The sequence below is a fragment of the Glycomyces sp. NPDC047010 genome, assembly GCF_040644205.1.
Taxonomy (GTDB): domain Bacteria; phylum Actinomycetota; class Actinomycetes; order Mycobacteriales; family Micromonosporaceae; genus Glycomyces.
On the sequence record NZ_JBEYVY010000003.1, the window covers coordinates 475,576 to 498,447 of the forward strand.

Genomic DNA, 22,872 nt, shown 5'->3' on the forward strand with positions numbered 1-22,872 from the left:
GCCGGTTCACCCGATCGGTACCCCCTGAGCCGGTCCGCGCGGCTCCCCCGGCCTGAATCCGTCGGCCGAATCGCGACATCGACGTCGGACCCCGCTGCCAGACTGGCCGCATGATCGGAACTTGGCACGGCCTCATCATCGACTGCCCCGACCCGGCGGCGCTCGCGTCCTTCTACCAGGAGCTGCTCGGCATGGTCCGGGTCCAGGACGACGGCGACTGGGTCGTCATCGGCGACGCCCCCGACCGGCCCGGCGTGGCCTTCCAGCAGATCCCCGACTTCACCGCGCCCACCTGGCCGGGCGGGGCGCACCCGCAGCAGATGCACTTCGACGTGCGCGTGCCCGACCTCGACGCGGGCGAGGCGGCGGCGCTGGGGCTCGGGGCGAGCCGCCTCGACGGCGGCGGGGAGACGTACCGGGTCTTCGCCGACCCGGTCGGACACCCGTTCTGCCTGGTCACCATCTAGAGGGCGCGAAAAAGCGGCGCGGGCCGGGGCCCGCGCCGCTCTGAGCGGTTGCGATGACTAGTACGTGGTCGACGCGGCGCCCGCGCCGGTGAACATGGCGATGAGCGCGCCGGCGGCGATGATGCCGATGACCGCGAGCGCGCAGACGATGATGCCGAGCACGAGGCCGGTGATGGCCTGGCCCTTGCCGGCCGCGACGCCCTGGTTGACCTTCTTCAGGGCGATGCCGCCGAGGATCGCGGCGGTGACGCCGCAGCCGAGGCTGATGATGCCGCTGACGTAGGGGATCGGCAGGCACAGGATGCCGACGCCGATGATGCCGAGGACCATCGAGGCGATGGCCTGGCCCTTGGGCAGCTGCGGGCCGTAGCCGCCCGGGCCGTACGGCGGCGGGTAGCCGGGGGCGGCGGGCGGGAGCTGCGGTGCGGCCGGGTAGCCGGGCTGCTGGGGCTGCGGGTAGCCGGGCTGCTGCGGCTGCTGGGGCTGGGAACCGGGCTGGCTGCCGTACGGGTCGTACTGGAAGCCGCCCTGTCCGGGCTGGTCCGGAGTCGGAGGATAGGTCATCGCTGCACTCTCTGCTCGGGCGGAAACGGCGCGGGGACGTTCACGATAACCGACTCGCACCACAGCGTGGTGACGAGGCCGCTTCGCGAACCGGGCGTGGGACGGCGGGTCGGGGTCCGCTCCGGCGTCCGGGCGGGGCCGGGCCGGGCGGCCCCTCAGTGCTGGACGACGCGGCCGCGGAGGACGATCAGGGCCGGTTCGCGGGCCGCGGACAGGTCGGTGCGCGGGTCGCGGTCGTAGACGACGACGTCGCCGAGGTCGGGGGCGAGGCCGAGCCACTCGCGGGCCTTCCACGAGGCGGAGGCGACCACCTCGGCGGCGGGGATGCCCGCCTGCTCGTGGAGCAGGCGCATCTCCTCGGCGGCGAGGCCGTGGTCGATGCCGCCGCCCGCGTCGGTGCCGAGCCGGACCTGCACGCCCGCTTCGTAGGCGGCGCGCACGACCGCGGGGAAGCCGCGCTTGAGGCGCCGCATGTGGTCGGCGTAGCGGGGGAACTTGGCGTCGGCACCGGCCGCGATGTCGTCGAACGTCTCGATGTTGATCATGGTGGGCACCAGGGAGATCCCCTTGGCGGCCATGGTGTCGAGGAGGTCCGCGGACAGGCCCGTGCCGTGCTCGACCGAGTCGGCCCCGGCGGCGACGACGCACTCCGCGGCCTCTTCGGAGAACGTGTGGACGGCGACCCGGGCGCCCTCGGCCTGCGCGGCGCGGATCGCGGCGGTGAGGACCTCGGGCTCGAAGGAGGGGGCGAGGTCGCCGCGGCCGCGGTCGATCCAGTCCCCCACGAGCTTCACCCAGCCGTCGCCGAGCTTGGCCTGGCGGGCGAGCGCGGCGGCGGCCTCGTGCGGTTCGCATTCGAGGCCGATGCCGCGGAGGTAGCGCTTGGAGGCGGCGATGTGGTGCCCGGCGCGGATGAGGCGCGGGAGGCCGTCCTCGCCGACGAGCTCGGGGTACGGGTACGGCGATCCGGCGTCGCGGATGGCGAGCACCCCGGCGTCGCGGTCGGTGCGGGCGAGCGCGCGGGCCTCGTCGAGGCTCTCGATGGGCGCGGCGCCGCGGCGGATGCCGATGTGGCAGTGGGCGTCCACGAGGCCGGGCAGGGCGTAGCCGGAGGTGGCGACGGTGCGCGCGCCGGGCACGGGGTCGAACGTGATGCGGTCGCCGTCGACGTAGAGGTCGCAGACCGTGTCGTACGGGAGCCAGACGACCCGGAGGTGCAGCGGCGCGAGCGGTTCGAGTGCAGTCATCGCCTCGCAGTATCGCCCGCGCGGGCCCCGATGTCCAGCACCGGGGCCCGTCGCGCGGCCGCTACTTGTCCTTGTCCTTGGGGCCCTGCTGCTTGAAGAACTGCTCCAGGTCGATGTCGGGCAGGTCGGCCGGGTTGAATTGGCTCAGGTCCGGCATCTGGCCGCCGAGCCCCGCGGGCAGCTGGGGGGCCTGCTGCTGTTGCTGCTGGGAGGCGGGGCCGCCGCGGCGCACGACCTTCTTCTTCGCGCCCTTCTTGCCCTTGCGCTTGGTGTACGGCGACTTCGTGGCCTTGCCGGTGGGCACGCCCATCGCGCCGCTCATCTGGCGCATCATCTTCTGCGCCTCCTTGAACCGGGCGAGGAGCTGGTTCACCTCGGAGACGGTGACGCCGGAGCCGTTGGCGATGCGCAGGCGGCGGGAGCCGTTGATGAGCGCCGAGTCGCGGCGCTCGGCGGGGGTCATGGAGCGGATGATCGCGGTCGTGCGGTCGATCTGCTTGTCGTCGATCGAGTCGATCTGCTGCTTCATCTGACCCATGCCGGGCATCATCTTGAGCAGGTTGCCGATGGGGCCCATCTTGCGGATGGCCTGCATCTGGTCGAGGAAGTCCTCCAGCGTGAAGTCCTCGCCCTTGAGGAGCTTCTCGGTGTACTCCTCCTTCTGCTTCTCCTCGAAGACGGCCTCGGCCTGCTCGATGAGGGTGAGCATGTCGCCCATGCCGAGGATGCGCGAGGACATCCGGTCGGGGTGGAAGACGTCGAAGTCCTCCAGTTTCTCGCCGGTGGACGCGAAGAGGATGGGGCGGCCGGTGACGTGGCGGACCGAGAGGGCCGCGCCGCCGCGGGCGTCGCCGTCGAGCTTGGAGAGGACCACGCCGGTGACGCCGACGCCGTCGCGGAACGCCTCGGCGGTGTTCACGGCGTCCTGGCCGACCATGGCGTCGATGACGAAGAGGACCTCGTCGGGGTTGACGGCGTCGCGGATGTCGCGGGCCTGCTGCATCATCTCCTCGTCGATGCCGAGGCGCCCGGCGGTGTCGACGATGACGACGTCGTGGCCGCGCTGCTTGGCCTCGGCGATCGAGTCGGTGGCGACCTTGACGGGGTCGCCGACGCCGGAGCCGGGCTCGGGCGCGTAGGCGGCCACGCCCGCGCGCTCGGCGAGGACCTGGAGCTGGCCGACGGCGTTGGGCCGCTGGAGGTCGGCGGCGACCAGGAGCGGGGAGTGCCCGTCGCCCTTGAGCCACTTGGCGAGCTTCCCGGCGAGGGTGGTCTTGCCCGCGCCCTGGAGGCCCGCGAGCATGATGACCGTGGGGGGCTGCTTGGCGTAGTTGATGCGCCGGGTCTCGCCGCCGAGGATCGCGACGAGCTCCTCGTTGACGACCTTGACGATCTGCTGGGCGGGGTTGAGGGCCTTCGAGACCTCGGCGCCCTTGCAGCGCTCCTTGATCTGGGCGATGAAGGTCTTGACCACCGGGAGGGCGACGTCGGCTTCAAGGAGCGCGAGGCGGATCTCGCGGGCGGTGGCGTCGATGTCGGCATCGGTCAGGCGGCCCTTGCCGCGGATCGACTCGAAGATTCCCGACAGTCGATCTGACAATGCGTCGAACACGGGCTGACGACCTCTCGGTGGGTTGGCTGGACTCCTACGAGCTTAACGGGGTGCGCGCCGGGGCGCGAAAAAGGGGACGGCCGCCCCGTGGCGGGGGCGGCCGTCCTCAGCAGTGCGGTGGAAGCGGGTGCTAGGCGGAGACCTTCTCGGGCTCTCCTGCGGCGACGGGGGCGTCGACGCTGGTGTTGCCGTTGACGGGGAGGTCGTACCCGGCCTCGCCGTGCTCGGAGGCGTCGATGCCGGCGAGCTCCTCCTCCTCGCTGATGCGGATGCCGATCGTGTACTTGAGGATCAGGCCGATGACGAAGGCCACGAGCGCCGAGTACACGAGGACCGCGCCGGTGGCGGCGGTCTGCTTGCCGAGGAGGCTGGCGTCGCCGCCGTAGAACAGGCCGTTGACGCCCGCGGCCTCTTCGACCGCGAACAGGCCGAGGGAGATCGAGCCCCAGTACCCGGCGACCATGTGGAGGCCGACCACGTCGAGCGCGTCGTCGAAGCCGAACTTGTGCTTCAGGCCGATCGCGAAGGGGCAGATGACGCCGGCGACGGCGCCGATGGCGACCGCGCCGAGGGGGCTCACGAGGCCAGCGGCCGGGGTGATCGCCACGAGGCCCGCGACGACGCCGGAGCAGCCGCCGATGATCGAGGGCTTGATCCCGCGGATGCGGTCCACCAGGAGCCAGGCGAGGACGGCGGCGGCGGTGGCGACCTGGGTGTTCAGGAAGGCCAGGCCCGCGAAGCCGTCGGCGGCGAAGGCCGAGCCGGCGTTGAAGCCGAACCAGCCGAACCACAGCAGGCCCGCGCCGAGGAGGACGAGCGGCAGGTTGTGCGGCGCGAAGTTGCCGTCCTTCCAGCCGATGCGGCGGCCGACGACGACCGCGAGGCCGAGCGCTGCGGCGCCGGCGTTGACGTGGACCGCGGTCCCGCCGGCGAAGTCGAGGACGCCCCACTCCTTGATCCAGCCGCCCGAGTTCCACACCCAGTACGCGACGGGGCAGTACACGAGGACGACCCACGCGGTGGCGAAGATGACCCACGCGGAGAACTTCATGCGGTCGGCGACGGCGCCCGCGATGAGGGCGACGGTGATGATCGCGAACATCATGCCGAACGCGGTCCAGACGGCGCTGGGCACGCCGTTGAGGCCGATCACTCCGGCGACGGCGTCGGGGGTGCCGAACAGCGAGGTGAACGAGCCGAAGAACGGGGTGGTGCCCTCGCCCACGGCGATGGACTCGCCGACGAGGATCCACACGACCGAGACGATGCCGATCGCGACCAGGCACTTCATCATCATGTTGATGACGCTCTTGGCGCGGGTGAGACCGCCGTAGAACAGCGCCAGGGCGGGGGTCATGAGCAGGACCAGGGCGGCTGAGGCGAGAATCCAGGCAGTGTTGCCGGTGTTGAGCTCCTCCATGGGCGTGCCGCCTCCTCTCCAATAGGTAGTTGCATCGGGCTGAGTAGGTTCCGGCGTTGAGGGGGAGCGACGGTGCTCGGGAGCGGTTGTCACGCGCCGGCCTTGCGACCGGCGCGTGACGCTCCTACCTACCGGAGTGAAGCCAGCTTCACCGGGACGTGTTACGCGGCCCCGGCCTGCGTGTTAAGAAGCTGTCGCCAAAGATTTCGAGTGTGTGAACTCACCCTCACAGGCCGGGTTTTCGGCGGGGCCAGGGGCGCTGACGAGGCCTGTGCGGCTTTTGAGGGCATTGATGAGTTCGAATGAACCGTGACTTCGGCATGACCGCTCCGTTACGGAACTGTGCTCTAATGGCTTTGGACCGACAGATAGGTGAACGTTCACACCGGGCGGCGTATCGTCGTATGGGACCGGGGCGCCCACGGCGCCCCGGAAGGCGTGCGCGCGAACGAAACATGGAAAGCGACGGCAGCGATGGCGCAACCGAAGAAGGCAGCCAGTATCTGGGACGTGGCGCGGCTGGCCGGCGTCTCGCACCAGACGGTCTCCCGGGTCGTCAACGGCTCCCCCAGGGTCGCGGCCGCGACCCGCGACAAGGTCCTGGAGGCCATCGCGGAGCTCGGCTACCGGCCCAACCGGCTCGCGCGCTCGCTCGCGGGCGGGGCGGCCGAGTCGGTCACGGTCCTCACCGCCGACACCTCCCTCTACGGGCCCGAAGCGGCGCTGCGCGGGATCGAGAAGGCCGCGCGGGCCCTCGACTGGAGCGTCCAGATCTCGGTCCTCGACCCCGCCGACACCCACTCCGACGCGGACATCATCGCGCGCCTGCCGCGCGCTGGCGAGCCGACGATCATCATGGCGCACGACGAACCCGGCATGCGCGCCAAGCAGGTCCTGCTCGACCAGCAGCCCCACGCGATGGTCGCGATCGGCCCCTACACCGCCGAGGAGCTCGCGGCCTCGCCGTGGCTGGTCGGCATGGACGACGGCAAGGCCGCCGCCGAGGCCACCAGGTACCTCCTGGACCTGGGCCACGAGACGGTGCACCACCTGGCGATCCCCACGTCGACCGGAACGTTCGGCGGCGGCAAGGCCCACCGGGCCGAGGGATGGGCGCGCGTCCTGCGCGAGGCCGGGCGCGCCGTCCCCGAGCCGGTGCCCTCGGGGTGGACGATCGCCGAGGCGTTCAAGGCCGTGCAGCCGCTCGTGGCCGACCCGGAGGTCACCGCGATCCTGTGCGGCAACGACCACCTGGCGCTGGCGACGATGCGCGCGGCGCACCTGGCGGGCCGCTCGATCCCCGGCGACCTGTCGGTGGTGGGCTTCGACAACACCCCCTTCTCGGGCTTCACGACCCCCGCACTGACCACTGTCAACCAGGACTTCGAGAGCGTCGGGCGCGGCGCGTTCGAGCTGCTGCGCCACCGCGTGGACGGCTCGATCCCGCGGCCCGTGCCGGGCTGGCCCGAGCCCGAGCTCATCGTCCGCGAGACCTCGGGGCCGCCTTCCTCCTGACCCCCTTGGAGGCGCGACCCGCAGAACCCCGAAAGGCCCAGCTGATGAACCCCGTCCCCACCGATCCGCCGGCGGGGCCGCCCGGCCCTGTACCCCCGGCGGCCGTGCTCAAGGCCGACTTCGCCGCCCCCACCGGCCCGGTGCTGCACGGCGCGACCGGGTCGCTGTACGGCGTCGCCGAGGACGGCGTGCCCGGCGACGAGCTGCTGGACGCGCTCGACCTGACCACGCTCGCGGTGAAGCCGGACGGGGGCGCGCAGCACCCGGGCGGGGACGCGTCGGGGGCGGTGGCGGTGCTGCGGCGCAACGGGAGGCCGCGGGGGCGGGCGGGCGTCGCGTTCGTGTACCTCCAGGACCTGTTCGCCGAGTGGCCCTATGAGGACGTCGGGATCGACGTCTACCACGAGCGGCTGTGCGCGGTGGTGCCGCCGATGCTGACGGAGGCGAACGAGGGCCGCCTGGTGTTCGTGCCGTTCAACGAGCCCGACTGGATCTGGTACGCGCTCAAGGAGAACGACCCGGCCCGGTTCGACCGGTTCATGGCGGACTGGACGACCACGGTGCGGCTGCTGCGGCGCCTCGCGCCGGGCGTGCCGCTCGCGGGCCCGAACGAGGCGTACTTCCACGGCGAGTTCCTGCGCCACTTCCTGCGCCGCGCCCGCGACACCGGGACGCTCCCGGAGTGGACGGCCTGGCACGAGCTGTCGCCGAAGTCCCTCGCGGACTTCCGCGGGCACCACGCCGCGTACCGGGAGCTGGAGCGCGAGCTCGGGATCGAGGCGCGGCCGGTGAACATCGACGAGTACGCGAACAACCGGGACCTGTCGGTGCCGGGGCAGCTGGTGCAGTGGGCGGCGCTGTTCGAGGACGCGAAGGTCCACGCGGACATGGCGTTCTGGACGGCCGCGGGGGGCTACTCGGGGGCGGCGCCGCAGACGAACATCCCCAGCGGCGCGTGGTGGCTGCTGAAGGCGTACTCGGGGATGACCGGGTCCACGGTGGAGGTGACGCCGCCGCGGCCGGACACGCCGGACACGTTGCAGGGCATCGCGAGCATCGACCCGCAGCGGCGGACCGCGCAGGTCCTCGCGGGCGGGTGCGACGGGGACTTCACAGTGGCCGTGCGGGGCCTGGACGAGTGGGGGCCGGTCGTGACGGCGACGGTCCACCGGATCGACTGGACCGGGTACGAGGGGGCCGCGGGCCCGCCCGTCGCGCTGAGCCGGGTCACCGGACCGCCGGGCCGCCTCGATGTACTCGTACCGCAAGCGGACCGGATGGCCGCGTACTGGATCACGCTGGCGCCGGGCGCGGCCGGGCCGGTCCCGGCGGCGCCGTGGCGCGGCACGTGGGAGGCCGAGCACGCGCGGGTCACGTCGGGTGAGGTCGCGCGGCAGGGGCACCCCGGGGAGGGCGACGGGTTCGCCGCGTCGGGCGAGCACGACGTGAGCGGCCTGAACATGAACGACTCGGCCGTGACGTTCACGGTGGAGGTGCCCGCGGAGGGCGAGTACGACCTCGCGGTGTTCTACTCCCACATGTACGGCCGCGGCGCCGAGGCGACCGAGCCGCAGCCCGCGCAGCAGGTGCTGGCCGTCAACGGCGCGGAGCGGTTCGTGGAGTACCCCTCGACGATGAACTGGCAGCACCGGTCGGTCGTCCACGTGCCGGTGCGGCTGCGCGAGGGGGCGAACACCGTGGAGCTGTCGAAGTCCGGCGCGATCGGCACCGCCCGTGGCGAGGTCGCGCTCGACAAGATCGACCTGGTCGAGCGGCGGCCCGTGCGCTGCTCCTACGACGGGGCCTTCGCCAGATACGAGGGCGCGGCCGAGGACCCGGGCGAGGACCCGGTGTTCGACGTGTACGCCGCCGAGGACCGGTACCACCGGTTCACGGGGGCCGAGAAGGGCGTGCTGCTGGGGCCGCAGAACCAGTGCGTCCCGGTCGATCTGACGCGCCCGGTGTTCCTGCACGCGGGGATCAACCGGCTCCGGGCCGCAGCCGAGCGGCTCGACGTCGAGCCCGCGGAGGGACCGGCACTGGTCGATGTGGACGCCGCGGAGGCGGTCCGCTCGGGCGGGTCGTGCCTGATCGTCAACGACTTCGCGTACCGCGGGCACGTGATCGGCTGGAACGGGCGTGGCGCGGGCGCGGCCATCGCGTTCGAGGCGGCCGCGGGGCCGCACGCGCTGCTCGTGTCGTACGCGAACGGCGAGCGCGCCGAGGGCCGCCAGTCCGGGACGGACATCGTGACGCGCCACTGCGACCTGGTCGTCAACGGCAAGCCCGCGGGGCGGTACCCGATGCGCGGCACGTGGACGTGGAACGACTTCTGGACGTACCCGGTGATCGTGGACCTCGTGAAGGGGCGCAACACGATCGCGTTCGGCAACGAGGCGGGGCCGACCGCGGAGTTCGAGCGGTTCAGGATCGCCCCGCTGAACCCGTAGGACACCGAAGGGCCCGCGCCTGAGGACGCGGACCCGTTCGGGGGCTTGCTTACTGCGCAGTGGCGAGGCCGTCGAGCGCCGCGTACTGGGCGTCGGTGAGGACCACCTCGCGGGCGGCGACGTTCTCCTCCAGGTGCGCGATCGAGCTGGTGCCCGGGATCGGCACGATGTTGTCCGAGCGGCGCAGGAGCCACGCGAGCGCGGTCTGCGCGGGGGTCGCGCCGATCTCCGCGGCGATCTTGCCGACGGGCCCGTCGGGGCCCGCGTGCTCGCCCGCGGCGATCGGGAACCACGGGATGAACGCGATGCCCTGCTCGGCCGTGTACTCAAGCACCGCTTCGCTCTGGCGATTGATGAGGTTGTAGAGGTTCTGGACGCTCGCGATCGGGGCGACCGCCTGGGCCTCCTTCAGCTGCTCCACGGTGACCTCGGAGAGGCCGATGTGCCGGATCTTGCCTTCGCGCTGGAGGTCGGCGACGGTGGCGATCTGCTCGGCGATCGGCAGGTTCGGGTCGAGGCGGTGGATCTGGTACAGGTCGATGGTCTCGGTGTTCAAGCGCCGCAGGGAGAGTTCGGCCTGCTGGCGGATGTACGCGGGCTGCCCGACGGCGACCCACTCCTCGGGCGAGGGGCGGGTGTTGCCGCCCTTGGTGGCGATGACGACGCCGTCGGCGTACGGGTGGAGGGCCTCGGCGATGAGCGACTCGTTGTCGCCGAGGGCGTAGGAGTCGGCGGTGTCGATGAAGTCGACGCCGAGTTCGACGGCGCGGCGCAGGACCGCGACGGCCGCGGCCCGGTCCTTCGGCGGCGTGAAGATGCCCGGGTCGCCGGACAGGCGCATCGCGCCGTAGCCGAGCCGGTCCACGGTCAGGTCGCCGCCGATGGTGATGTCGCCCATGGCTCTTCTGCCTCTCTCGGGTTCGCCGCGGTCCTGCTCGGCCGCGGTCGCATGACGGGTCCAACCGCCGCGGGGGCCCGCGTGTTCCCGCACGGGTGATATCGCGTCGGTCACAGCGACACCGCGGACCACGACCGCGGCCGGGACCGGCCCGGATGCGAGGATCAGGGGCATGATCAAAGGTTTCAAAGAGTTCCTGATGCGCGGCAATGTGATCGAACTGGCCGTCGCGGTCGTCATGGGCGCGGCCCTGACGGCGCTCGTCGGCTCGTTCGGCGACGCGTTCCTCAACCCGCTCATCACGCTCGTCACCGGCGGCGGGGACGTCGGCGGCAGCTTCACCGTCAACGGCGTCGTGTTCCCGTACGGCGTGTTCCTCAACGGCATCCTCGTGTTCTTCCTGACCGCGGTGGCCGTGTACTTCGTGGTCGTGTACCCCATGAACAAGCTCATGGAGCGGTTCGGCCCCAAGAACGAGCTGTCGGAGGAGCTGGAGGCGGCCGAGGTCGTGCTGCTCCAGGAGATCCGCGACCTGCTGCGCGAGCAGCGCCAGCGCTGAACCCGTTTCAGGGGCGGCGGCACCGGGCACTCCCCCGGGCCGCCGCCCCTTGCCAGTCCCGCACCGGCCTGGGACGCTGGACCCCACCGACCGCGACGGGAGGGCACGCCATGCCGACCTCGATTCCTCTGGGCGCCCCGATCTGGGCCGACGCCGTGACCCCGGACCTGGCCGGGGACGTGGACTTCTACATGCGGCTGTTCAACTGGGCCGCGTTCGACTCGGGCGAGCAGTTCGGGCACTACACGGAGCTGTGCCTCGGGACCACGGTCTCCGAGGCGCGGGCCGTGGCCGGGATCGCCGAGGCCGTCTCGGGCGACCGGGGCTCCGCGTGGGGCGTCGCGTTCCACGTGGGCGACTGCGTGCGGGCGGCGGCCGACGCAGAGAAGCTCGGCGCCCAGATCACGTCCAATCCGATCCGGGTCGGCGACGACCTGGTGTACGCGGCGCTGAAGGACCCCGACGGGGGCGCGTTCGGGCTGTTCGAGCCGTTGAGCGAGAAGGTCGGGTTCACGGCCCGGAACGAGCCGGGCGCGATCGTGTGGCTGGAGTACGTGTACGACGGCGCGCCCGCGGAGGCCATGCAGTTCTACTCGGAGCTGCTGAACTGGTCGCTGCACACGCCGGACGGGGTCGAGCCGGGGCACGACGCGCCGTACGTGGGCCTGCGGACGCGCGAGGGGCGGACGCGGTCGGCGGACTTCGGCGGGGCGCGCATGGCGCTGGGCCCGGAGCTGAAGATGAAGCCGCACTGGACGGTCTGCTTCGGGACCGACTCGGTGGACCTGACGGCCGCGAAGGCCGTGGACCTGGGCGGGGCGGTCGCGGTGGCGCCGGTCGACGACCCGGGCGGGCGGATGGCGGTGCTGGCGTCGCCGACGGGCGCGTACTTCACGGTCATGTCCTCGCGGGAGTAGCCGAATCCGTCTCGGATGTCGGTCCTTCCTGCGACCCTGGGATGGTCACGACGTCTCTGCGAAGGAGCAGCGCACCATGCCATCGATCCCGCTCGGAGCACCGATCTGGTCGGACTCCCTGACCGCCGACCTGGCGGGCGACACCGCGTTCTACGAGGGCCTGTTCGGCTGGTCGTCGGAGAACGCCGGCCCGGACTTCGGCGACTACACCACCTTCTCCCTCCCGGGCGCGACCCCGGACGCGCCGCCGCGGCCGGTCATGGGGATCATGCCGTGCCCGCCCGGCATGGAGCCGTCCCGCACCTGGCACCTCCAGTTCCGGGTCGCCGACTGCGACGAGGCGGTGGGCAGGGCCCGCGGCCTGGGCGCGGCGGTCGACGCCGGGCCCGAGAGCGTCGGCTCGATGCTCCGCTTCGCGATGCTCAGCGACCCCAACGGCGCCTCGTTCGGCCTCGTGGAGGCCCTGGACCCCTCGACGGGGTTCGGCGTGTGGGGCGAGACCGGCTCGATCGCGTGGGCCGAGTACCACTACGACGGGGCGCCTTCGGAGGCGATGCGCTTCTACGTGGACCTGCTGGGCTGGGAGGCGGTGACGCCGCCGTGGGAGGACCCGGCGAACCCGACGCCGTACGCGGCACTGTCGCCGCGGGGCGGCGGCGAGGAGTTCGGCGGCTGCCATGCGGCGGACGGCTTCGAGAAGTCGATGCCCCCGCAGTGGAGCGTCATGGTCGCGGTCGCCGACGCTGACGCCTTGTGCGCCAAGGCCAAGGAACTGGGCGGCACGGTCGCGGCCGAGCCGATGGACGTCCCGGGCCTCCGCGTGGCGGGCGTCGCCACCCCGGGCGGCACCGTGGTCGGCGTCCACTCCCCGCGCGCCTGGGTGTAGCCGGGACCCGAACGCCCCGTCGCGATCGCGGCGGGGCGTTCCTCTGTCCCGGGTCAGCGGCGGCGCGGGAGGGCGAGGGCGGCCATGACGGCGAGGGTCATGGCGATCATGGCGGCGGCGGGGGCGAGGGCCGCGAGGGGGGCGCGTTCGAGGTACGGGAGGGAGCGGGCGAGGCTGGCGCCCCATTCGGGCGAGTCGGGGCCCGCGCCGAGGCCGAGGAAGCCGAGGGACGCGATGCCGAGGGCCATGCCGGGCAGGCGCAGTCCCGCGTGGGAGGCGAGGGGCCCGGCGACGAGCGGGAGCGTGTGGCGGCGGAGCATCCACCAGCGCGAGGGGCCGAGGGCGAGGCGGGCTTCGCGGTGCCCGGCGGCGCGGGCCTGGGTGACGAGGGAGGCGGCGTGGGCGGCGAGCGGGGGCCAGGAGACGGCGACGACTGCGAGGACGGCGCCGGTCTGGCCGCGGCCGAGGATGACGACGACGATGATTCCGGCGATGGCGACGGGGAACGAGTTGCAGGCTTCGGCGAGCGGGTGGGCGAGGCGCGGCGCCAGGCCGAGGGCCAGCGCGATCGCGTAGGAGAGGACGCATGCGGCGACCGCCGCGCCGATCGTCCACAGTGCTCCTTGGCCGAGGCGGGCGAGGACGTCGCGGCCGAGTTCGTCGGTGCCGAGCCAGTGCGCGGCGTCCGGTGCGGCGAGGCGCCCGCCGGGGGCGATGGCGCCGGTGCGGGCGAGTCCGTAGGCGAGGGCGACGAGCAGTGGGGTTGCGGTGCAGGCGATCCAGATGAGGGCGGTGCGGCGGGTGCCGGTGGCGGGCGGGGCGGCGGGGGCGGCGGTGCCGGGTCCGGCGAGGCGGTTCGCGGCGAGGCGGGCGAGGGCGCCGGCGGTGAAGCCGAGGCCGACGAGGAGCAGCAGGCAGGCTTGGAGGACGGGGAGGTCCTGGGCGTCGGCGGCGGCGAGGGCGGTGCGGCCGAGGCCGGGGACGGCGAAGACGGTCTCGACGGCGACGGCGGCGCCGGTGATGGAGACGGCGATGATGGCGAGCTGCGGGAGCAGCGGCGGGAGGGCGCGGCGCACGAGGCCGCGGACGATGCGGGCCCGGTCGTATCCGGCGGTGCGCCACTGGCGGACCCAGTCCTCGCCGCCGACGGCGCCGATGGCGTCGCGGCACAGGCGGGCGAGGACGCCGCCGCCGGACAGGCCCATGGCGAGCGCGGGGAGCACGAGGTGCTCGGGTCCGGTGAAGCCGTAGGCGGGGAGGAGGCCGAGCCAGGCGGCGAAGACGGCGACGCCGAGGGCGGCGACGAGGAACTCCGGGAGGGCGGCGAGTCCGGCGACGGCGATGCCGCCGGTCCTTGCGGTACGGCCTTCGGCGGCGCGGTTGAGGGCGGGGAGGCTTGCGGCGCAGGCGATGGCGAGGACGACGGTGAACGCGGCGGCCATGACGGTGAGGGATACGCCGAGGGCGGGGAGGACCGAGGCGGAGACGGGTTCGCCGCTGACCCAGGAGGTGCCGAGGTCCCCTTGCGCGAGGCCGGTGAGCCGGTCGCGGAGGATCGCGAGGGGCCCGGCGTCGAGGCCGAGGTCGGCGCGGACGGACGCGAGGGCGGTCTCGGTGGCCTCGCGTCCGGGGTAGCGGGCGCGCAGGACGGTGAGGGCGGGGTCGCGGGAGGCGAGCCAGGGCAGGAGGCCGATGGCGGCGAGGACGGCCGCGAGGACCGCGAGCCGGGTGAGCAGGCCGCGCAGGAGCGCCACGGCCTAGACCCCGTCCTGCGGGTCGGGGCGGCCGCCGTTCGTCCGCTCGCCGCGTTGTGGGCCTTGCGAATACGTCACCGGTGCGGGCCCGAGTCGATCGCGGTCGCGGCGGTGATGATGCGGCGCTCGCGGGGGTCGGCCGCGACGTCCGTGACGCCTTGGGCGACACCGGTGACGAGCCGTTCGTGGGCGACCGGGACGACCGCGACGGTGGCGAGGACGACGGCTTCGGCGTCGAGCACGGCGCCCTGGCGCAGTGCGGCGGCCTCCGCGGGGTCGGCGGTGCCGTCGGCGGCGGTCGCGACGGCGGCCACGGCCGCGTCCACGTCCGGGTCGGCGAGCTGGGAGACGTTGAAGCCGCCTTCGGAGGTGAAGTCGGAGGCGAGGTAGGTGTAGGCGTCGCCGGAGTCCTGGACGACGGAGCGGGACATGAGGAACGCGTCGAAGGCCCCGGCGAGCATGTCGGGTTCGATGTCGTTGTACTCGCGGACCTCGGTGGTGACGGCGAATCCGGCGGCTTCGAGCTGGGCGGCGATGACGGTGAGGGCCTCGGGGAGTTCGGCGCGGTTGGAGTAGGTGGCGAGCGCGAGGGTCTCGCCGCCGGGGGCGGCGGGCTCGGGGAGCGTGCGGGGGCGGTGGTCGGCGGCCCAGGCGAGGGCGGGGCCGAAGAGCCCTTCGGGGGCGTCGGCGCGGCCTTCGTAGATGTCGTCGGTGATCGGCGCGGGGTCGACCGCGGCGGCGACGGCGGCGCGCAGGGCCGGGTCGGCGAGGGGCCCGGCGCCGGTGTTCAGGTAGAGGCTGACGGTGCGGCCGGTGGGGGCGTCCTGGAGTCGCGCCTCGTCGAGGGTCGCGATCTGCGCGTAGGGGACTGCTTCGATGACGTGGGCCTCGCCGGAGCGGAGGGCGGCGACGCGGGTGGCGGCGTCGGGGACGTAGTCGGCGCGGTAGCCGTCCATGGCGGCGGGCTCGCCCCAGTAGTCGTCGTGGCGCGAGAGCTCGACGCCGGTGGCGGTGGACTCGGTGATCGCGTAGGGCCCGGTCGCGGAGCCGACGGGGTCCACGGTGTCGCCGGAGTAGGCGGCGGGGGCGAGGATCGCGAGCTGGGGGCTGGAGAGGCGCTGCGGGAGCACGGGGTCGGGGTCGGCGGTGGTGACGCGCAGGGTGAGGTCGCCGGTGGGTTCGGCGGTGAGGCCGAGGCCGTCCACGACGCGGGGCGGGGCCGGGGCGGTGGCGGCGGCGTTGAGCGCGGCGGCCGCGGCGGCGGCGTCGAGGGCGGTCCCGTCGTGGAAGCGCACGCCGTCGCGGAGCGCGAGGTCCCATGAGCCGTCGGGGTTCTGAGTCCACTCGACGGCGAGGAGCGGGACGGGGAGGCCGTCGTCGCCGAGGGCCAGGAGGGTCTCGGCGACGGACCAGCGGGCGAGGAGGAACGCGTCCTCGGAGTGCGGGGAGAGCCCGGCGGCGGGGGTGAGGGCATTGGCGAGGACGAGGCGGGCGGGCCCGGACCCGTCGTCGGCGAAGCACCCGCCGGCGGCCAGCGCCAGGGGCGCGGAGGCGGCGAGCAGGGTGCGCCTGGTCAGCGGCATCGGAGTGGGCCTCGTCTCTTCTCGCGAACTTCTTCTTATTGCAAATCGGGTGCAATAATGGCACACATGTCGAGTACCGCAACCGCGAGCGAAGCACTGGATGTCTCTGGTTACGTTCTGCGCCAGGCCGACCGCTCGGACCTCGCGCAGGCCCGGTCGGTGATGCTCGACACGGTGTACCGGGACTTCGGGCACGGCTACCTGCCGCAATGGCACTCCGACATCATCGACCTGGAGGCGTACTACCTCGCTCCGGAGGACAACGCGCTGTTCGTCGCCGAGCGGGACGGGAGGGTCGTGGCGACCGCGGGGGTGCGGGGCCAGACGCCGACGTCGCCGCCGCACCCGGCGGAGGTCGCGTCCCGGTTCGAGGGGGGCCGCACGGCGAGCCTGTACCGGGTGTACGTGCGCCCCGAGCACCGCCGCCGCGGGCTGGCGGGCGCGATGGTCGGCGCGTGCCTGGAGTTCGTGGCCTCGCGGGACCGGTACACGGGCGTGTACCTGCACACCGACGCGCGCACGCCGGGCGCGGTCGAGTTCTGGTCGCGGCGCGGCACGGTCCTGTTCGACGAGCGCCTGGCGGTCAACGAGGCCCGGGACGCCCGCGAGGAGCCGTTCGAGACCGTCCACTTCGCACTGCGCATCCCCGGCTAAGTCCGTGTAGGGAAGTCCCGTGTAGTTCTCGGCGAGCGCGGTCGCCTGCGCCCGCGAGCGGGCCACGTACGCGAGGTGCGAGCGCTGGAGGCGCCGGTCGTAGGGGTCGCCCTCGAAGCGGTGCAGCAGGGTCGTCATCCACCACGAGAAGTGCTGGGCGCGCCAGACCCGGTCGAGGCAGGTCGCCGAGTACGCGTCAAGCAGGGCCTCGCTCCCGGTGCGGTAGTACTCCCCCAGGGCGCGGGCGAGGACCCGCACGTCCGCGACGGCGAGGTTGAGACCTTTTGCGCCCGTGGGCGGCACGATGTGCGCGGCGTCCCCGGCGAGGAGGAGCCGCCCGAACCGCATGGGCTCGGCGACGAACGACCGCATCGCGGCCACGTCGACCTGCGTGATCGGCCCGGTGGCGAGAGTGAACCCGGGGACGGTCTCGTGGCGGGCCTTGAGCTCGGCCCAGATCGCCTCGTGCGTCCAGTCCTCGGGTCGGGTCTCGGGCGGGACCTGGAGGTAGAAGCGGCTCACCGTGTCGGACCGCATGGAGTGCAGGGAGAAGCCACGCTCGGAGGCGGAGTAGATGAGCTCGGGCGCGGAGGGGGCGACGTCGGCGAGGATGCCGAGCCACGCGAACGGGTAGGTCTTCTCGAAGACCGCGATGTCGCCGGCGGGCACGGATTCCCTTGCGATGCCGTGGAAGCCGTCGCACCCGGCGATGAAGTCGCAGTCGAGGCGCCGGCCGCCGAAGGTCAGGTACGGATCGGTGAGGCTCCCGACCGCGACGTCCTCGACCTCGAAGCGGATGTCCACGCCGCGTGCGAGGTTCGCCGCGATGAGGTCCTTGACGACCTCCTGCTGCCCGTAGACGGTGATCGCGCGGCCGGGCACGAGGTCCTCGAAGTCGATCCGGTGGCCCTCGCCGCCGAAGCGCAGCTCGATCCCGTGGTGGACCTGCCCCTCGGCGAGCATCCGCTCCCCCAGGCCCGCCGCTACCAGCGTGTCCACGGTGCCCTGTTCGAGGACGCCCGCGCGCACCCGCGACTCGCAGTATGCGCGGCTGCGGCGTTCCAACACCACAACGTCGATCCCCTTGGCGGACAGAAGATTAGCGAGGAGCAGCCCGGCGGGCCCGGCCCCGATGATCCCGACCGAGGTCTTCAAGGGCGCGGTCTTCACGGTCGCCGCCTCACGCCGCTCGCCGCTTCGCGGCCTGGATCTCGCCCCACACCTGGCCGCGGAGCTTCGCGAACGCGGGCCCGGAGCGGGTCTCCAGCTGGTCGCGGTCGGGGCCGAGGTCGATGTGGATCTCGGCGCGCATCGTCGTCGGCGGGGAGGAGAGCACGAGGACCCGCTGTCCGAGGTACACGGACTCGTCGATGTCGTGGGTGATGAACACGACGGTGATGCCGAGGCGCGACCACAGGTCGCGGATGAGGTCTTCGAGGTCGGCGCGGGTCTGCGCGTCCACGGCGGCGAACGGCTCGTCCATGAGCAGGAGCCGGGGCCGGAACGCGATGGCGCGGGCGATGGCGACGCGCTGCTGCATCCCGCCCGACAGCTGCCAGGGCCAGACCCGTTCCTTCCCTTCGAGGTCCACGAGGCGCAGGGCCTCGGCGACGCGCTCGCGGCGCTCGGCTCGGGTGAGGCCGAGGCGCTTGAGGGGCAGCTCCACGTTGGCGCCCACGCGCATCCACGGGAAGAGGCTGCGGCCGTACTCCTGGAAGACGACGGCGGTCCCCTCGGGCGGGCCGTCCACTTCGCGCCCGTCCACGGCGGCGGTGCCGCGGGTGGGGGCGAGGAGCCCGGCGCACATGCGCAGCAGCGTGGTCTTGCCGCAGCCCGAGGGCCCGACGATGCAGACCAGCTCCCCTTCGGCCACTTGGAAGCTGAGGGCGTCGATGGCGGTGTGGACCCCGCCGTCGACGCGGTAGTCCTTGCCGATCCCGGCGACTTCGAGCACTCAGGCCTCCTCGGTCCGTTGGCGGTGGTACCAGTGCAGGACCGCGCGGTCGAACACGGTGAACAGTGCGGCGAGGGCCGCGCCGAGGCAGCCGAGGAGCAGGATGCCGCTCCACATCGCGGGGATCGCGTAGCTGCGCTGGAACTGGACGATCGCGAACCCGAGCCCGGACTGCGCGGCGAACATCTCGGAGATGACCATGAGGATCACCCCGATGGCGAGGGCCTGCCGCATCCCGGTGACGATCCGCGGGCTCGCGCCCGGCAGGACCACGGTGGCGAGGGTCCTGGTGCGGCCCAGGCGGTACGCGGCGGCCGTGTCGAGCTGCACCGGCTCGACGGAGCGGACCCCGGCGACGGTGTTCAGCAGAATCGGCCACAGGCAACCCGAGACGATCACGGCGACTTTCATGCCGTCGCCGATGCCCGCGAACAGCATGATGACGGGCACGAGCACCGGCGGCGGCACGGCCCGCGCGAACTCGAGGACCGGTTCGGTCGCATGGAAGAGCCACCTGACGCGTCCGATGAGGAGCCCGAGCGCGACCCCCGCGACGCAGGACGCCGCGTACCCGGCGCCGAGGCGGGCGACGCTGGGCAGCACGTCGTCCCTCCACCGCTCGGCGGTCCACGTCTCGCCGAACTCGGCGACGATCTCGCTGAGCGGCGGGAAGTAGAAGCTCGTGGACCCCGCGGAGGCGAGCCACCACACCGCGAACAGCACCGCGGGCAGGCCGAGGACCAGGAGCGCCTTGCGGAGCACGGTCACCACTGCGCCTCACCCCGCACGGCCGGGTGCCAGGCGAGCACCTCGCGTTCGAGGGCGCGGACGCCCAGGTTGACGGCCACCCCGAGGGCCCCGGCGACGAGGATCAGCGCGTACATGCGCTCGGCCGCACCGGAGGTCTGCGCGACGGCGATCTCGTGGCCGAGGCCGGGCGAGCCGATGACGAGCTCGGCGGTCACGGCCAGGACGAGCGCCACGGTGGCGGCAAGGCGCACCCCGGTCATGAGGTACGGCAGGGCGGTGGGCCAGGCGAGGCGGGTCAGGCGCTGCCAGGCGGTGAGCCGCAGGCTCTTCGCCGTGTCGGCCGCGACGGGGTCCACGTCCCGGACCCCGGCGAGGATCTGCACGAGGACCTGCCAGAACGCGGCGTAGACGACCAGTAGGAGCGTCGAGGGCAGGCGGGTGCCGAACAGCAGGACCGCCAAGGGCACCAGAGCGACCGAGGGGATCGGGCGCAGGAACTCGATCGTGGACGCCGTCGCGGCGCGCACCGGCGGCAGCGACCCGATGAGGATGCCGAGCGCCGCCCCCGCGGCGACCGCGATGGCGAGCCCCGCGGCCCAGGCGACGAGCGTGTCGCCGAGCGCCCGCCAGAACTCGGCGCGCGCGAGGTCGTCGGCGAGCGCGGCGAGGACCGCGCCCGTGGTCGGGAAGTACCTGGGGTTCACCAGGGGCGTGAGCGGGAGGAGCTGCCCGGCGAGCAGGGCGGCGGCGACCCCGGCCGCGCCGAGGAGCAGCGGTGGGACTGGACGCGGCCGGGGTCCTTTCGAGCGTGGTCTTGGGGAGTGGAGTCGCTTGCCGCTCAAGGCGTCGGGGCTGTCGTCGCTCATGGCAGGAGCGCGTCCACGTCCGGGGGGTTCTCGAAGATGCCGTCAGCCTCGCCGAGTTCGGCGAGGCGCTCCACGGAGTCCCGGTTGACCTCTGCGGGGAACGCCGGCAGGGTCAGGGCTGCGCGGATGTCGGGACTGATGTCGGTGTAAGTCCCCAGGATATCGCGTACGGCGTCGGGGTTGTCGGTCGCATACTGCAACGATTCGGCGATGGCCTCGGAGAACCGCCGCACCAGGTCCGGATCCTCTTGGGACAGTTGGGCGGTGGTGAAGTACGCGGCCACCGTCAGGTCGGGCGCGGCGTCCACGTAGTTCCACGCGACGGGCCGGCCGCCCTCGGCCTCGATCATCGACTTGAAGGGCTCCACGACCCACGCGGCGTCCACGTTCCCGGCGCTGAGCTGCGCGGGCATGTCGGGGAAGGCGACCTCGGTGAACCCGATGTCCGTGGGGTCGCCGCCGTCGATGCGCACGGACTCGCGGATCGTCGTGTCGCCGATGTTGTTGAGCGTGTTGACCGCGACGGTGGCGGTGGCGAGATCGGCGGGGGTCTGGATGGGGCTGTCGGCGGGGACCATGACGGCCCCGAAGTCCTCCCCGGCGACACCGGTGGAGGCCACGCCGTTCGCGACGATCTCGACGGGCAGGCCCGAGGACTGGGCGAGGAGCAGCGAGGTGATGTTCGAGAACCCGAAGTCGAACTCCTGCGCGGCGACGCCGGGCACGATCGCGGCCCCGCCCTGCGCCTCGGTCAGCTCGACCTCGATGTCGCGGGACTCGAAGAAGCCCTGCTCGATCCCGAGGTAGATGGGCGCGACGTCCACGATGGGGATCACGCCCACCGACACGGTGTCCGTCCCCCCGTCGTCGGTCTCGCCGCCGCCGCCGCAGGCGGCGGTGGTGGTGGCGACCAGGGCGATCGCTATGGCGGACATGGAGGCGTGGGCGAGCTGGCGTCTCATGAGGGTGCCTTCCGGGAGGAGTGAGGTGACGGCACCGAGTGTTCGCCATGCGAATACTCGTTCATATATCGAAACTAGTAGATCGCCCTCCCCCGGTCAAGACCGCGGACGCGAGGAGGGGCCGCCCCGGCGGCAGGGCGGCCCCTCTTCTCCCGGTGTTGCGATTCCTGGGCTAGCCCCGGCGACACTCCTCGCGCGCCTCGACGGCGAGGTCCGGGTAGTCGGAGAACACGGCGTCCACGCCGAGGTCGTAGAACAGCTCGAACTCGGCGAGGTAGTCCCCGCGCGCGGCCGGGTCGCTGCCCGACCGGAAGTCCGCGGGCAGGAACGCGTTCTCGGCGCGGAACGTCCACACGTGCACGTCCAGCCCGCGCCGGTGCGCCCGCTCCACGATGTCCGTCGGCTCCTGGAGGTAGCCGTCGGCGTCGCGCGGGAAGATGCGGTTCTTGTTCAGGCTGATGGTGTCGAGGGTCCGCGCGTACTCGTTGAGCGTCGCGTTCGGGATCTCGCCCTGGCCGTCGATGTTCAGCCCGATCCGGTTGTCCACCAGCTCGTCGATGTTCAGCAGGCTCTGGTACTCGAACGACTGGATCCACACCGGCGAGCGCCGCTTGTCGAGCCCGCGCTCGTCGAGCAGGTCCGCGAGCGACTCCTCGATGCTCATCCCCTTGTCCGCGTAGTAGGACGGGTGCTTCATCTCCGGGTACGTGACCACCGGCTCGTCCAGGGTCGCGACCCAGTCGAGGATCTCGTCGTACGTGACGAGCTGGAACTCGCCGTCGTGCGCGGCGCTCTGCGGCCGGAGGTCGGGGAGGCGCTCCTCGGCCCGGAGGGTCTTAAGCTCCGCGAGGGTGAAGTCGTCGGCGAAGAAGCCGGTGACGGGGCTGCCGTCGATGAGCTTCGTGGTCTCGCGGTCGGCGAACTCGGGGTGGTCCTCGACGTCGGTGGTCTCGTCCAGCACCGGCTCGTGGCGGGCGATCAGCTCGCCGTCCTTGGTGAGCACCAGGTCCGGCTCGACCACGTCGGCGCCGAGTTCCACGGCGAGCTGGTACGCCTCAAGCGTGTGCTCGGGCAGGTAGCCGCTCGCACCGCGGTGGGCGATGACGACCGGGCCCGGGTCGTGGTGGGGGCGGTGCGGCTTGGCGGCGGCCGGGGAGGCGATGCCGCCGATCAGCGCTGCGGCGGCGGCGAGTGCGGCCGCGCCGCGAAGGAGGGCGCCCTTGCGGGACATGTGCGTCCACCTTTCTGACGGGACGTCGGCCCGTCGGGGGGTCTGGGTCACCCTCAGCCAACCGTGCGCGACCGTATTCGCGCGGGACCGTAGTTGAACACGGCCTGAATCTTGGTTGAAATCGGGCGATTCACCCTAGCCCGCGGGGCGTTCCACCGCGGCCGCATCGCGCCGCGCCGCACGGCGGAAGGCCGCATCGCGCGGAGTAGAGGCCCGCCGCTCCGGCGGTGGCGGCCACCCCGGCATGCACCACCGCGACCATCGGTCCGGTCACCGGAGCGGCGGGCCCCGGGCCGAGCACGCGGTCCGCTCCACCGCTCCGGTGATCCGGGAACCGGTTTCTGCCATCGGGTACCGATCACGACCCGATAACGGCGTGGACCGCTCTGTTCAGCCCGCCAAAGCGATAGAAATCGCTTTCTACAACATCCTGATACAACCGAGCCCGAACGTCAAGCATCGAAGCCCGCCAATATGGGATTCCCCACTCCCAGAAGCCGATCGGGGGCGGGCCGCGGGGCGGCCCGCCCCCCGTGTCCCGGCCCCGAAACGGCCCGGTGCAACTTCGCGTCCCCCAGGGTGC

The 22,872-nt window shown here is 72.7% G+C and carries 19 protein-coding genes and 1 pseudogene; 7 read left to right on the forward strand and 13 right to left on the reverse strand.

The window, feature by feature from the left end; genetic code table 11:
* The first annotated feature begins 110 nt into the window (after positions 1-110).
* Positions 111-467: a VOC family protein gene (locus AB0A65_RS08675; RefSeq protein WP_359948441.1), complete on the forward strand. Its 357-nt coding sequence runs from the start codon at positions 111-113 to the stop codon at positions 465-467.
* Between the two features lie 57 nt (positions 468-524).
* Here the strand turns inward: AB0A65_RS08675 and AB0A65_RS08680 are convergent, their stop codons facing one another.
* From AB0A65_RS08680 to AB0A65_RS08695, 4 genes are all read right to left on the reverse strand, one after another.
* Positions 525-1,031 (reverse strand): DUF4190 domain-containing protein, encoded by a 507-nt coding sequence (locus AB0A65_RS08680; RefSeq protein WP_359948444.1) that lies wholly within the window; start codon positions 1,029-1,031, stop codon positions 525-527.
* Between the two features lie 155 nt (positions 1,032-1,186).
* Positions 1,187-2,278, reverse strand: coding sequence for an amidohydrolase family protein (locus AB0A65_RS08685; RefSeq protein ID WP_359948447.1), 1,092 nt, complete (start codon positions 2,276-2,278; stop codon positions 1,187-1,189).
* A gap of 61 nt (positions 2,279-2,339) precedes the next feature.
* Complete coding sequence (gene ffh / locus AB0A65_RS08690) at positions 2,340-3,890, reverse strand: signal recognition particle protein (protein WP_359948450.1); 1,551 nt, start codon at positions 3,888-3,890, stop codon at positions 2,340-2,342.
* Between the two features lie 130 nt (positions 3,891-4,020).
* Positions 4,021-5,310 (reverse strand): ammonium transporter, encoded by a 1,290-nt coding sequence (locus AB0A65_RS08695; RefSeq protein WP_359948453.1) that lies wholly within the window; start codon positions 5,308-5,310, stop codon positions 4,021-4,023.
* A gap of 474 nt (positions 5,311-5,784) precedes the next feature.
* Here AB0A65_RS08695 and AB0A65_RS08700 point away from each other — a divergent pair, with 474 nt between their 5' ends.
* Together AB0A65_RS08700 and AB0A65_RS08705 are read left to right on the forward strand one after the other, a co-directional pair.
* Complete coding sequence (locus tag AB0A65_RS08700; RefSeq protein ID WP_359948456.1) at positions 5,785-6,825, forward strand: LacI family DNA-binding transcriptional regulator; 1,041 nt, start codon at positions 5,785-5,787, stop codon at positions 6,823-6,825.
* Between the two features lie 44 nt (positions 6,826-6,869).
* The gene (locus AB0A65_RS08705) at positions 6,870-9,275 is read left to right on the forward strand and encodes a cellulosome protein (protein WP_359948459.1); all 2,406 of its coding nucleotides are present in this window, start codon (positions 6,870-6,872) and stop codon (positions 9,273-9,275) included.
* A gap of 49 nt (positions 9,276-9,324) precedes the next feature.
* Here AB0A65_RS08705 and AB0A65_RS08710 read toward each other — a convergent pair whose 3' ends face one another.
* Entirely contained in the window at positions 9,325-10,173 is an 849-nt protein-coding gene (locus AB0A65_RS08710) for an aldo/keto reductase (protein WP_359948462.1), read from the reverse strand.
* Between the two features lie 172 nt (positions 10,174-10,345).
* On the opposite strand from AB0A65_RS08710, the gene mscL reads away from it, so the two are divergent.
* The 3 genes from mscL to AB0A65_RS08725 all read left to right on the forward strand — a co-directional run bounded on the left by mscL (position 10,346) and on the right by AB0A65_RS08725 (position 12,535).
* Positions 10,346-10,732 carry a large conductance mechanosensitive channel protein MscL gene (gene mscL / locus AB0A65_RS08715; protein WP_359948465.1) on the forward strand — a complete coding sequence of 129 codons (387 nt, stop codon included), beginning with the start codon at positions 10,346-10,348 and terminating at the stop codon, positions 10,730-10,732.
* A gap of 110 nt (positions 10,733-10,842) precedes the next feature.
* Positions 10,843-11,649, forward strand: coding sequence for a VOC family protein (locus AB0A65_RS08720; RefSeq protein ID WP_359948468.1), 807 nt, complete (start codon positions 10,843-10,845; stop codon positions 11,647-11,649).
* Between the two features lie 76 nt (positions 11,650-11,725).
* Entirely contained in the window at positions 11,726-12,535 is an 810-nt protein-coding gene (locus AB0A65_RS08725) for a VOC family protein (protein ID WP_359948471.1), read from the forward strand.
* 53 nt (positions 12,536-12,588) lie between these two features.
* Here AB0A65_RS08725 and AB0A65_RS08730 read toward each other — a convergent pair whose 3' ends face one another.
* Entirely contained in the window at positions 12,589-14,289 is a 1,701-nt protein-coding gene (locus AB0A65_RS08730; protein WP_359948474.1) for an ABC transporter permease subunit, read from the reverse strand.
* Positions 14,290-14,363: 74 nt separating this feature from the next.
* The gene (locus AB0A65_RS08735; RefSeq protein WP_359948724.1) at positions 14,364-15,872 is read right to left on the reverse strand and encodes an ABC transporter substrate-binding protein; all 1,509 of its coding nucleotides are present in this window, start codon (positions 15,870-15,872) and stop codon (positions 14,364-14,366) included.
* 162 nt (positions 15,873-16,034) lie between these two features.
* On the opposite strand from AB0A65_RS08735, the gene AB0A65_RS08740 reads away from it, so the two are divergent.
* A complete protein-coding gene (locus AB0A65_RS08740) occupies positions 16,035-16,526 on the forward strand; it encodes a GNAT family N-acetyltransferase (protein ID WP_359948727.1) in 492 nt (163 codons plus the stop codon).
* On the opposite strand, the pseudogene AB0A65_RS08745 reads toward AB0A65_RS08740, so the two are convergent.
* From AB0A65_RS08745 to AB0A65_RS08770, 6 genes and pseudogenes are all read right to left on the reverse strand, one after another.
* Positions 16,512-17,681: pseudogene (locus tag AB0A65_RS08745) on the reverse strand (4-hydroxybenzoate 3-monooxygenase); the annotation flags it as partial. The gene AB0A65_RS08740 and the pseudogene AB0A65_RS08745 sit on opposite strands and share 15 nt — an antisense overlap.
* Positions 17,682-17,706: 25 nt before the next feature.
* Positions 17,707-18,480: an ABC transporter ATP-binding protein gene (locus AB0A65_RS08750; protein WP_359948477.1), complete on the reverse strand. Its 774-nt coding sequence runs from the start codon at positions 18,478-18,480 to the stop codon at positions 17,707-17,709.
* Positions 18,481-19,248 (reverse strand): ABC transporter permease subunit, encoded by a 768-nt coding sequence (locus tag AB0A65_RS08755; RefSeq protein ID WP_359948480.1) that lies wholly within the window; start codon positions 19,246-19,248, stop codon positions 18,481-18,483.
* The gene (locus AB0A65_RS08760) at positions 19,245-20,096 is read right to left on the reverse strand and encodes an ABC transporter permease subunit (RefSeq protein ID WP_359948483.1); all 852 of its coding nucleotides are present in this window, start codon (positions 20,094-20,096) and stop codon (positions 19,245-19,247) included. The genes AB0A65_RS08755 and AB0A65_RS08760 overlap by 4 nt, the downstream gene beginning before the upstream one ends.
* A complete protein-coding gene (locus tag AB0A65_RS08765) occupies positions 20,093-21,058 on the reverse strand; it encodes an ABC transporter substrate-binding protein (protein ID WP_359948486.1) in 966 nt (321 codons plus the stop codon). The genes AB0A65_RS08760 and AB0A65_RS08765 overlap by 4 nt, the downstream gene beginning before the upstream one ends.
* Positions 21,059-21,230: 172 nt before the next feature.
* Entirely contained in the window at positions 21,231-22,289 is a 1,059-nt protein-coding gene (locus tag AB0A65_RS08770; RefSeq protein WP_359948489.1) for a glycerophosphodiester phosphodiesterase family protein, read from the reverse strand.
* Between the last annotated feature and the right edge of the window lie 583 nt (positions 22,290-22,872).